The organism is Microbacterium sp. PI-1, from assembly GCF_004337555.1.
Classification (GTDB): Bacteria; Actinomycetota; Actinomycetes; order Actinomycetales; family Microbacteriaceae; genus Microbacterium; species Microbacterium aurugineum.
Map to the genome: position 1 here is coordinate 16,891 of NZ_SJYZ01000032.1, position 11,706 is coordinate 28,596.

Below are 11,706 nucleotides of genomic sequence, written 5' to 3' on the forward strand. Positions count from 1 at the left end.
AAAGAGAATCATGAGCACCCAGACCGAACAGGCCCTCCTCGACAGCATCCCCACCGGTCTCTTCATCGGCGGTGAGTGGATCGACGGCGAGACCGGCGGCACTTTCGACGTGCAGGACCCCGCGACCGGTGCCGTGATCCGCACCATCGCCGACGCGACGCCCGCGGACGGCATCCGTGCGCTCGACGCCGCGGTCGCTGCTCAGGACGACTGGGCTGCGACGGCTCCTCGCGTGCGCAGCGAGATCCTTCGTCGGGCGTTCGACCTCGTGCAGGAGCACAAGGAGGATCTCGCCCTGCTCATGACCCTCGAGATGGGCAAGCCCCTCGCCGAGGCCCGGGGTGAGGTCGGCTACGGCGGCGAGTTCCTGCGCTGGTTCAGCGAGGAAGCCGTGCGCATCAGCGGCCGATACGGCATCAACCCGGAGGGCACCGGCCACATGGTGGTGTCGCAGCGCCCGGTCGGACCGTCCTTCTTCGTGACGCCGTGGAACTTCCCCTTCGCGATGGCGACGCGCAAGATCGCCCCCGCGCTCGCCGCCGGCTGCACCGTCGTGATCAAGCCCCCGGCACTCACGCCGCTCACCACGATCTTCTTCGTCTCGCTGCTGGAGAAGGCCGGACTGCCCGCGGGCGTGGTCAACGTCGTGCAGACGTCGAAATCCAGCGCGCTCTCGGCACCCATCATCGCCGACCCGCGTCTGCGCAAGCTGTCGTTCACCGGTTCGACCGAAGTCGGCCGCAAGCTGATCGCCCAGGCGGCGGAGGGCGTGCTGCGCGTGTCGATGGAGCTCGGAGGCAACGCGCCGTTTGTGGTTTTCGACGACGCCGACCTCGACAAGGCCGTGGACGGGGCGCTCGCCGCGAAGTTCCGCAACATCGGACAGGCCTGCACCGCGGCCAACCGCTTCATCGTGCACAAGGACGTCGCGGGCGAGTTCGCGAAGCGCGTGACCGAACGTGTCAACAGCATGAAGATCGGTCGGGGCACGGAAGACGGCGTCGCGATCGGTCCGCTCATCGACGCGGATGCCGTCGCCAAGGCCGGCGAGCTCGTCGACGACGCGGTCGGACGCGGTGCGACCCTTCTCGCGGGTGGCAAGGCCGTCGAGGGCACGGGCACGTTCTACGAACCCACCGTGCTCACCGATGTCGTCGCCGGGAGCGCGATCCTCCGCGAGGAGATCTTCGGACCGGTGCTCGCGATCGCGACCTTCGAGACCGAGGACGAGGCCGTGCACCTCGCGAACGACACGGAGTACGGGCTCGTCTCGTACGTCTTCACCGAGAACCTGCAGCGCGGACAGCGGATGATCGACAAGCTCGAGACCGGCATGATGGGTCTCAACGTGGGCGTGGTCTCCAACGCGGCGGCCCCCTTCGGCGGCGTCAAGCAGTCCGGCGTCGGCCGCGAGGGCGGGTTCGAGGGCATCCACGAGTACCTGTCCACCAAGTACACGCTGATCCCGGTCTCCTGATTCCGATGCGCGGGGCCCGCACCGTCGGGCCCCGCCCCACCACACGAGAGGACACGTCATGACCGACTACGCCGTCATCAACCCCGCCACCGGAGAGACGCTGGCGTCCTTCGACACCTTCACCGACGCCCAGATCGAGGAGGCCGTCGCCGCCGCCGACGAAGCCCACCGCGAGTGGTCGCGCTCGTCGACCGTCGCCGAGCGCGCCGCGCTCCTGCACCGCGCTGCCGAGCTGCACCGCGAGCGACGGGAAGAGCTCGCCGACATCTTCGTGCGCGAGATGGGGAAGCCCCGAGAGGCCGCGCTCGGCGAGGTCGACTTCGCCGCGGACATCGCCGACTACTACGCCGACCAGGCGGAGTCGATCATGGCGGACCAGCCGATCGCGATCCTGGGGGAGGGCTCGGCCGTCATCCGCCGCTCCTCGCTCGGACCGCTCGTCGGCATCATGCCGTGGAACTTCCCGGCGTACCAGATCGTCCGCTTCGCCGCCCCGAACCTGATCGTCGGCAACACGATCCTGCTGAAGCCGGCGCCGCAGTGCCCGGAGTCCTCGACCGCGATCGAGAAGATCTACCACGATGCCGGCTTCCCGAAGGGCGCCTACCAGAACGTGCTCGCGACGAACGAGCAGATCGCGACGATGATCGCCGACCCGCGCGTGCAGGGTGTCTCGCTCACCGGCTCCGAGCGCGCCGGCGCCGCCGTCGCCGAGATCGCCGGCCGCAACCTCAAGAAGGTCGCGCTGGAGCTGGGTGGCTCCGACCCGTTCATCGTGCTCTCCACCGACGACCTCGACGCCACCGTGCAGGCCGGCGTGGATGCTCGTCTGGACAACAACGGACAGGCCTGCAACGGCGCGAAGCGGTTCATCGTGGTGGACGGGCTGTACGACGCCTTCGTCGAGAAGTTCACGGCGGCGATGGCGGCGGTCGAGGCGACCGACCCCATGCTCGACGACACGGTCCTCGGTCCGGTGTCCTCCGAGACGGCCGCGGTCACCCTGCAGAAGCAGATCGACCAGGCCGTCGAGCAGGGGGCGACCCTGCTCACCGGCGGAACGCGCGAGGGCACGTTCTTCGCTCCGACCGTGCTGGCCGACGTGACGCCCGAGATGAACGTGTACCGCGAGGAGCTCTTCGGGCCTGCTGCCGTCGTCTACCGTGTGGCGGACGAGGACGCTGCGGTCGAGCTCGCGAACGACACCACGTTCGGGCTCGGCTCGTACGTCTTCACCACGGATGCCGAGCAGGCCGAGCGCGTCGCCGACAAGATCGAGGCGGGCATGGTCTACGTCAACCTCGTGCTGGCTGACAGCCCCGAGCTGCCCTTCGGCGGTGTCAAGCGCAGCGGCACGGCCCGCGAGCTGGGCCACCTGGCCGCCGACGAGTTCGTCAACAAGAAGCTCATCCGCATCGGCTGAGCGCCACGATGGACGGCCCCTCGCAGACCGCGAGGGGCCGTTCGCGTGCCGTCATCGGAACGCGTGACGAATGGCCTGTCGGTGGAGACATCGAGTGGGAGACAATGGCGGCATGAGCGCGCACACCGACCCCATCGAGACCCTGACCTCGGACCGGAGCTGGGAGCTGCTCGGCACGCAGGAACTGGGACGACTCGTCACCCATGTGGGCGACACGATCGACATCTTCCCGGTGAACTACGTGGTCGACGGCGAAGGCATCCTGTTCCGCACCGCGCCGGGAAGCAAGCTGTTCGAGCTGACCGTCAACACCGACGTGCTGTTCGAGGTCGACGACCACACCGACACGGATGCCTGGAGCGTGATCATCCGCGGGTACGCCACCGCACTGGAGTCGGATGCCGACGTGCAGCGGGCGGAGGCCGCGGGGCTCCGGCCCTGGATCCCCACCCTCAAGCGTGTCTTCGTGCGCATCGCCCCGACCTCGGTCTCGGGGCGGGCGTTCCGCCGCAGTGCCGAGCCGGAGCGCGACGGTCCCCAGGAGTACTGACCGCACCGGCACTGCGCGGCGCGTGTCCCGAAGGAGATCTCCCGTCCTGGAGGAGATCTCACAGGATGAAGGAGCGAAGACAGCATTCGCTCCTTCAGAGCATGAGATCTCCTTCGTGTGGGTGCCCGGGCGTAGGGTCGAAGCATGGCCAACGTCGCTGAGAACATCGTCAAGACTCTGCACGCCAATGGGATCGACCGGGTCTACGGCATCCCCGGGGATTCGCTGAACGGCTTCACGGACGCCCTGCGCAAGGACGGCACGATCCGATGGGTGCACGTGCGCCACGAGGAGTCCGCCGCGTTCGCCGCCGCTGCGGATGCCGCCACGATGGGAGAGCTCGCGGTCGTCGCAGGATCCTGCGGACCGGGCAACCTGCACCTCATCAACGGACTGTACGATGCGAACCGCTCGCGTGTGCCGGTGCTCGCCATCGCCGCGCAGATCCCCACCACCGAGATCGGCACGGGGTACTTCCAGGAGACGCATCCGCGGGAGATCTTCCGCGAGTGCAGCGTGTACGTCGAGTACGTCGCCGATCCCGCACAGATGCCGCGCCTGCTGGAGATCGCCATGCGCGCCGCGATCGAGGAGCGCGGCGTCGCGGTGCTCGTGATCCCGGGGGACGTCGCCCTCGCCGACATCGCCGATGATCGCACCGTCGTGATCGAGCGCAGTCATCCCGTGATCGTCCCGAGCGCTGCGGAGCTCGAGAAGGCGGCGACGCTGCTGAACGCGGCGAACAGCGTCACGATCCTCGCGGGTGCCGGTGTGGAGGGCGCCCACGACGAGGTCATCGCCCTCGCCGACAAGCTGGGCGCGCCGATCGTGCACGCCCTCCGCGGCAAGGAGTTCATCGAGTACGACAACCCCTTCGACGTCGGGATGACGGGGCTTCTGGGCTTCGCCTCCGGGTTCCGCGCGATGGAGGCCGCCGACGCCCTGCTCGTGCTGGGCAGCGACTTCCCCTACGAGCAGTTCTATCCAGACGGTGCGAAGACGATCCAGGTCGACATCCGGGGTGCACAGCTCGGGAAGCGGCATCCCCTCGATCTGGGGCTGGTCGGTGACGTGCGCGCGACCGCCGATGCCCTGCTGCCGCGTCTGGCACGCAAGGACGACCGGAGCCACCTCGAGGACGCCACCGCCCACTATCGCAAGACGCGCAAGAAGCTCGACGAGCTGGCGGTGCCCGCGAAGGGCGACCGCCCCATCCATCCGCAGTATCTGGCTCGGCTCCTGGACGAGTACGCGACCGACGACGCGATCTTCACCGCCGACGTGGGGTCGCCGACCGTGTGGGCGGCCCGCTACCTGTCGATGACCCAGGACCGCCGGCTGATCGGTTCGTTCACGCACGGCTCGATGGCCAATGCGCTGATGCACGGGATCGGGGCGCAGGTGGCCCACCCCGACCGACAGGTCGTGGCCCTCGCGGGTGACGGTGGTCTCTCGATGATGCTCGGTGAGCTGCTGACCCTGACGCAGAACGAACTGCCCGTGAAGACCATCGTGGTCAACAACTCGTCGCTGAACTTCGTCGAGCTCGAGATGAAGGCCGCGGGCTTCGTGACGTACGGGACCGGATTGGAGAACCCCAGCTTCGCCGCGATCGCCGAGGCGATGGGGATCTTCGCCCGTCGTGTGGAGCGCAGCGAGGATCTGCCGGAGGCCGTGCGCGAGGTGCTCGCCCACGACGGCCCCGCCCTGTTGGACGTGGTGACGGAACGGCAGGAGCTGTCGATGCCGCCCGCGATCGAGGCAGCCCAGGTCAAGGGCTTCGCGCTGTACGCGATCCGCACGGTGATGTCCGGGCGCGGGGACGAGCTCCTCGATCTCGCCAGGGCGAACTGGCGCCAGTTCTTCTGAGCGGGCGCTCAGCTCTCCAGGTGCGAACGGATCTCGGCGGCTTCACCGTGCCGACCGAGCGACTCGAAGACGTTGCCGAGTTCGAGTGCGGCCACCTGCAGCAGTGGAGGGTGGCCGGCGGCGTGCTCGATCGCACTGCGGTAGACGGGTACCGCATCGGCTGACCTGTCGTTTCCGGCGAGCACGCGTCCGGCGAACAGCTCAGAGCTCCCTGCAGAGCCCAGGTCTCCGAGCGCGGCGAACCCGTCGGCGGCGGTGAGTGCGGCCGCGACCGCCTCGTCGATCCGGCCGAGCTCGGCGAGAGCGCGACCGCGCGAATCCGTGACATCGGCGAGGAGCCACCCCGCCTCGTGCTGCTGCGCGAGCGCGGCGACCTCGTCGAAGAGCGCGAACGCCCGCTCGTCACCACGACCGCCGTACGCCTGTCCGAGACTGTGCAGCACCTCGGTCAGCGCTCCGACGGCGTCGGGTGCGCGGCGCACGATCTCGGCGGCCGCCTCCAGCAGCCCGATCGCGTCCTCCTGTTCGTCGAAGCGTGCGAGGATCTTGGCCTGCTCGGTCATCGACATCGCTTGATCGGCGTGCTCTTCAGCCTGGCCGAACAGTTCGGAGGCGTAGCCGTGCGCCCCGACGGCCTGGCCGAACTCACCGGCCGCGCCCAGGGCGCGGGCCAGCATCGATGCGGTCATCGCGCGGGAGCCGGCGGCCACCTCCGCGATCTCCTCCCGCTGCAGCACATCGCCGAACAGCTCCGCCGCTTCCTCCGCATCCCCGACCCGCAGCATGGCGCGCGCGAGACGGAAGTCCACACCGGTGGAGTCGCCCCCGGCCTCTCCGGCGATCCGCGACGCGAGACGGTAGCGCGACACGGCCTTCTCGGGCTCTTCCGCGTCCTCCCAGAGGGCGCCGGCGAGCAGGTGTGCATCGCCGAGCGCGCGGGTCGCTCCCAGCTCGGCGAGCAGCCGGCAGACCTCGTCCGCATCGGTGGCGCCTTCGACGTAGTTGTCGGTGCCGCCACGCACCCGCGCCCTGATCTGCAGGGCCTGTGCCCGGTGTCCGGTGCTGAGGTCTTCCTGGGCGAGGAAGCCGTCGAGCAATGTGATCGCCGGTTCCAGGTCGCCCTTGCTGAGCACCGCCGAGATCGCCAGCAGGGTCGTGGTGTTCGAGAGGCGAACGTCCTCGGCCTCGGCGAACGAGCGGGCGGCGACCTCTGCGAGATCCAGTGCCGCATCCGCCTCGCCGGCCTGCAGGTGCAGTGCGGCGCGGCTGATCGCGAGGTCACCGCGCGACCAGGCCGGAAGCGAAGCCGCGTCGGAGATCGCCTCTTCCAGCGCGGCGGTCGTCTCGGGGGTGTTCAGCCCGAAGGTCGCGAGCTCCAGGCGTTCCTCCAGCGCGGCTTGCTCCTCGCGACCGGCGGCCCGGAGCGCGGCGATGCGCTCGGGCAGCAGCTGCAGGGCCTCCTCGGCGCGGTCGAGGGCGATCAGGATGCCCAGACGCATCGACAGCAGCTGGGCGCGCTTGTCGGGGTCCTCCACCGCGAGAGCCAGGGGGAGAGCGTCGAGGGTCTCGTGCTCGGCCCCGAACTGGGCGAGCTGCATCGCGCGCTCGAACCAGCCGTCCGCATCCACCGGGGCGGCGGACGGGGTCGGGGCGACGAACGCGTCCGAGCGGATCGGCACGTCGTACTGCTCCGTGGCGAGGGCGCGCATCCGGTCCAGACTGCGGGCGTGTCCCCGGGTCCCGTCCCGCTCGTCGAACGCGGCGCCGATCCGCTCTGCGGCGGACCAGGCCGCCGCAGCGAGGTCGGTCGCGCTCCAGGGGCCGTCGTGCGCGCCGAAGAACGGGACGAGGGAGGGGGCGTCCGCACCGCGCACGGGGGTGTCGCCGTGCCCCGCGGCGGTGACCCGGTCCAGGGCCACGGCGAGGGCGGCGAGGGCGGCGAAATGCGCGTCGACGTTCAGTCCGTCGTGCGCCAGCCAGGCGATGTGCTTCTCCACCATGGCGAGTGCCCGCGCCTCGTTGCCCGTGATCGCGGCGAAGACGATGTTGTTGGCCACGATGCGGAGGTTGTCCGGGTTGTCCTTCGCCAGGCGGTAGCTGCGCAGGTGGGCGGTCTTCGCCTCCGCAGGGCGGCCGGCGCGGAGGTAGGGGAGCAGGGCCCGGGAGAGCGCATGCTCCGGCTCCTCGCCGCAGGAGAAGCCGCCCTCGATCATCTCCTCGACCAGCTGGATCGCCTCGTCGTCGCGGTCGGTGTCCGCATAGAAGCCGGCGACCTGACTGCGACCGCAGGCGTCGCAGTGACTGTGGTCGTCGCGGGGAGTGGCCTCGAGCTGCACGCGCAGCGCCTCGGCATCGTCCATGCGACCGGCGTCCCAGGCATCCTCGAAGCGTGCGGTGAGCACGCCGCTCAGGCCGAGTCCGGCGGCGCGGTAGTGCGCCTCCATGTCGTCCAGCACGGCGGCGATCTGTTCCTGCGAGAACGCGGGCGAGGACCGCAACGAGGAGGCCATCCACTTGAACTGCCACATCAGGTCGGCGCCGCCGTTGTCGAGGTCGGCGGGGAACCGCTGCGGATCCGCGTCATGGTGCGCGAGGCACCACGCGAACGAGTTCAGCATCACGTCGGTCGCGCCGCCCATGTTGGCCGAAGCCGTCTGCCGCATCCGCGCCTCGTACTCGAGGCGCTCGTCGCCGACCTCGACCGCCAACGCCACGGCTTCCGCGACGAGGGCCTGCTCGGCGGGGCCCCAGGGCGTGCGATCGATCTCCTCGATCAGCTGCTGGAAGCGCTTCTTCGGACGTGCCATGGACGGAACCCTTCGATGGAGAGTCAGCGGACGTCGTCGAAGGGGATCTGATCCCCTTCGAGGCCGGCCGAGAGCGAGACGAGATCGGCGAGCGCACTCGTCATGAGCGCGCGGTCGGCGTCGGCGAGCGGATGGTGCCCGGCGAGCAGCGCCTGGATGTAGAGGAGCTGCACCGTGCGGGCGAACACGGCGTCGTCGTGCACGCGCACCAGCGCGCGGACGACACGGTTCGACCAGTTCAGGCACAGACGGGCACGGAGATCTTCCTGGCGTCCGGACGACAGCGTCCGGTCGATGCGGTCCAGCACCCCGCCCCAGAGCGCCCCGGTGACGCCCTTGGTGCGGCCGCGGTCGATCGCGCGCAGCACCTCGGGGTCGGCGACGTAGAGCCCTGCGAGGTCGGGGCGGTCGATGGAGCGCACCACCACGGAGCATCCGGATGCCGTGAGCACGGCCTCGGCGCGGGCCTCCAGTGCGACGGCGGCATCGCGGTCGTCGAGCGGCGGAGGATCGAGGCGGTCCAGCTCGGCGGTCACATCGACCTGCTCGACCGTGACGTGCGGGTACAGGTCGGGAAGCATCCGGATCAGATCGGCGTCGTAGAGATACCCTCCGTTGACCAGTACCTCGCCGCCGGGGGAGATGCCGGCCACCTGGCGGAACTCGTCCACGGTGTTCGCGTACCGGATGTGCGGGTGACGCTCGACGAGGTCGCCGATCCGGAGGGTGCCGTGCGTCGTCTCGACGGTCAGCCAGCGGGAGATGAAACGGGCCAACTCCTCGTCGTGGCGGACGAGCGACTTCAGCCCGACCTCGTGCACGGCGACGAACTGCGCCAGGCGGTGCGGCTCGCTCAGTCCGAGCTCGAGCACCCAGCGGCGGATGCCGGCGCCGAGCTGCTCGCGCACGCGCTCCAGGGCCTCGTCCTCGACGAGCGACTCCCGGCTCGCCGTGGGTGCGAGCCCGGTGGAATCCACCACGGCGCGGACGAAGAAGGCCCACTCGGGCAGTACGTCGTCGACGCGCTCGGACAGCAGCATCCGTCCCAGATACATGCGCGTCGCCTGGCGTGCACCGGGAGGCGGGGCGTAGGGCAGCACGTAGGCGAGGCCTCGGGTGCCGGTGGCCGGCTCGCTCAGCTCGATGACATCGAGAGGGCCGGCCCCGAGGAGGTCGCGTCCGTAGCTCACGGCGGCCTCCGGGTCCTGCGCGGCGTCGAGGAAGGGCGCGTCCCGGGTGATGTCGATGTCGCCGGAGGCGGTGTCGATCGTGACCCGCACCGGCAGGAACTCCCCGAACGTCGTCGCCAGCTCGTGCACGCTGGCCGGGCGCAGCAGGTCTCCGGCGTCGAAGCGCGGGACGAGATGCACGCTGGTGCCGATCGGCAGCTCCTCGTCGATCTCGGCCACCTGGAACGTGCCGTCCGCGCTTCCCGTCCACTCCACGGAGGCCCCGCCGCGGGCGCTGCGGGAGCGGATGACGATCGTGTCGGCGACCATGAAGCAGCTCAGCAGTCCGATGCCGAACTGTCCGAGGTAGTCGCTGCGCGGCAGGTCGAAGATGTCGCGCTTGGAGCTTCGGCCGACGGTCGCGAGCAGATCGGCGACCTCGGTCACGGTGAGCCCCACGCCGTCGTCGCGCAGCACGAACTCGCCGCTCTCGGCGGTCAGCGGAGTGATCCGGATGCGTCCGCCCCCGCCGTCGACCTCGCGACGCGCCGTGATCGCGTCGCGGGCGTTCTGCAGAAGCTCCCGCAGGTACACCCGGGGGCTGGAGTAGATGTGTCGACTGAGCAGATCGACGACTCCGCGCAGATCCACCTGGAACTGCTGCACTTCAGCGCTCACCGGCGCTCCCTCCTCCTGCACACGCTCGCCGAGCCTAACAAGAACACGCCATCGCGATCCCGGTTCGGCGCGACCGGATCGATGCCGTATGCTTGTGGGGCAGTTGTTGTCTGCATTCTTTCGCCATGCCTGGGGTCTTCCGACCACGGTCACGGCGGCAGAATGGGGAGAACACCCCGAGACCTCCCGGTCTCTAGGGCGGTAGCTCAATTGGCAGAGCAGCGGTCTCCAAAACCGCAGGTTGCAGGTTCGATTCCTGTCCGCCCTGCGCGTCAGCGCAACGCTGACACACGAAAGGTACATTCAGGATGGATCAGGACGAACCGCGCGGCGAGGTCGTCGCGGCCGGCGCCACCCGCGAGAAGAAGGGCAACCCCTTCTCCCGGTTCTTCGGGAGCATCGCCCTGTTCATCCGCCAGGTCATCGCCGAGCTCCGCAAGGTCGTCACCCCGACTCGCAAGGAGCTGTTCAAGTTCACCGGTGTCGTGCTCGTCTTCGTGATCATCGTCATGGGCATCGTCTACGGCTTGGACACGCTGTTCGCATTCGTGACGCACTGGGTGTTCGGAATCCCTGGCTGATGACCCCCGCGGCTCACGCCGCAGCTATGGAGAAGAAGCAACGTGTCTGAACGATATTCCGACGACGCCGACTGGGCGACCGCCGCAGAGCAGTCCAGCGAGGAGGACGAGGCCCAGGAGGGCAACGTCCTCGCCGCGGAGGAGCTCTCGGTCACCTCGGCCGAGCACGTCGCGGTCCACGTCGAAGGCGAAGACGGCGAAGAAGACGGCACGGAAGACATCGACATCAACATCGACGACCCGGAGGCGGACGCGATCGTGAACGACGCTCTCAACCTGGACGAAGCGGCAGAGTCTGAGGCTGCCGCTGAGGTCCTCAACGAATCTGTGGCCGAAGAGGCCGCCGACCACGACGCGGCTGCGGCCGAAGAGGTCACCCCCTACGACGGTCCCGAGGTCGGTGCCGATGAAGTCCAGAGCGACGAGGACTCCGCGGCGGACGAGGGTGCGGAAGAAGACCCGTACGAGGCCTTCCGTATGGACCTGCGCATGCTCCCCGGCAAGTGGTACGTCATCCACTCCTACGCCGGTTTCGAGCGCAAGGTGAAGGCGAACATCGAGCAGCGCAAGTCGACGCTCGAGGTCGAGGACGAGATCTACCAGGTCGAGGTCCCGATGGAAGACGTGGTCGAGATCAAGAACGGCCAGCGCAAGATGGTCACCCGCGTGCGCATCCCCGGCTACGTGCTGGTGCGCATGGAGCTCACGGAAGACACCTGGTCGGTCGTGCGTCACACCCCGGGTGTCACCGGCTTCGTGGGCAACGCTCACAACCCGACGCCGCTGCGCTTCGAAGAGGCCTTCAACATGCTGAAGTCGCTCGTCGAGGTCAAGGACGTCCCCACGGCCAAGAACATCGCGTCGAAGGGCGGCGTCGCCGTCGCTCGTCCGCTCCCCGCCGAGGTCGACTTCGAGGTCGGCGAGACCATCACGATCAAGGAAGGCTCGTTCGCGGGGCTTCCCGGTTCGATCAGCGAGATCAAGCCCGAGAGCGGCAAGCTCACGGTCCTCGTCTCCCTCTTCGAGCGCGAGACCCCGGTCGAGCTGTCGTTCGACCAGGTCACCAAGATGGTCTGACGCACACATCCTTCACGAGAACGGCCGTCCCTTCCGGGGCGGCCGTTCTCGTGAAGGATGTGTGCGTCAGACCAT

At 69.0% G+C, this 11,706-nt stretch carries 8 protein-coding genes and 1 tRNA gene; 7 read left to right on the top strand and 2 right to left on the bottom strand.

Annotated elements, in window-relative coordinates; all coding sequences use genetic code 11:
- Positions 1-10 precede the first annotated feature (10 nt).
- From E0W80_RS17515 to poxB, 4 genes are all read left to right on the top strand, one after another.
- Positions 11-1,477, top strand: coding sequence for an NAD-dependent succinate-semialdehyde dehydrogenase (locus E0W80_RS17515; RefSeq protein WP_131494320.1), 1,467 nt, complete (start codon positions 11-13; stop codon positions 1,475-1,477).
- A gap of 58 nt (positions 1,478-1,535) precedes the next feature.
- The gene (locus E0W80_RS17520; protein ID WP_131494322.1) at positions 1,536-2,900 is read left to right on the top strand and encodes an NAD-dependent succinate-semialdehyde dehydrogenase; all 1,365 of its coding nucleotides are present in this window, start codon (positions 1,536-1,538) and stop codon (positions 2,898-2,900) included.
- 112 nt (positions 2,901-3,012) lie between these two features.
- Entirely contained in the window at positions 3,013-3,450 is a 438-nt protein-coding gene (locus tag E0W80_RS17525) for a pyridoxamine 5'-phosphate oxidase family protein (RefSeq protein WP_047522352.1), read from the top strand.
- A 144-nt stretch (positions 3,451-3,594) separates the two neighbouring features.
- On the top strand, positions 3,595-5,319 hold the full coding sequence (poxB, locus tag E0W80_RS17530; protein WP_131494324.1) for a ubiquinone-dependent pyruvate dehydrogenase: 1,725 nt from the start codon (positions 3,595-3,597) through the stop codon (positions 5,317-5,319).
- Positions 5,320-5,327: 8 nt separating this feature from the next.
- Here the strand turns inward: poxB and E0W80_RS17535 are convergent, their stop codons facing one another.
- Positions 5,328-8,126, bottom strand: a complete 2,799-nt coding sequence (locus tag E0W80_RS17535; RefSeq protein ID WP_131494325.1) for a hypothetical protein — start codon at positions 8,124-8,126, stop codon at positions 5,328-5,330.
- A gap of 23 nt (positions 8,127-8,149) precedes the next feature.
- Entirely contained in the window at positions 8,150-9,973 is a 1,824-nt protein-coding gene (locus tag E0W80_RS17540) for an HSP90 family protein (protein WP_165875505.1), read from the bottom strand.
- Positions 9,974-10,168: 195 nt separating this feature from the next.
- Between E0W80_RS17540 and E0W80_RS17545 the strand changes: the two genes are divergently transcribed.
- The 3 genes from E0W80_RS17545 to nusG all read left to right on the top strand — a co-directional run bounded on the left by E0W80_RS17545 (position 10,169) and on the right by nusG (position 11,631).
- Positions 10,169-10,241, top strand: a tRNA-Trp gene (locus tag E0W80_RS17545).
- 40 nt (positions 10,242-10,281) lie between these two features.
- Positions 10,282-10,554 (top strand): preprotein translocase subunit SecE, encoded by a 273-nt coding sequence (gene secE / locus E0W80_RS17550; protein WP_017201518.1) that lies wholly within the window; start codon positions 10,282-10,284, stop codon positions 10,552-10,554.
- A gap of 42 nt (positions 10,555-10,596) precedes the next feature.
- Positions 10,597-11,631: a transcription termination/antitermination protein NusG gene (gene nusG, locus E0W80_RS17555; protein WP_131494326.1), complete on the top strand. Its 1,035-nt coding sequence runs from the start codon at positions 10,597-10,599 to the stop codon at positions 11,629-11,631.
- Positions 11,632-11,706: the final 75 nt, after the last annotated feature.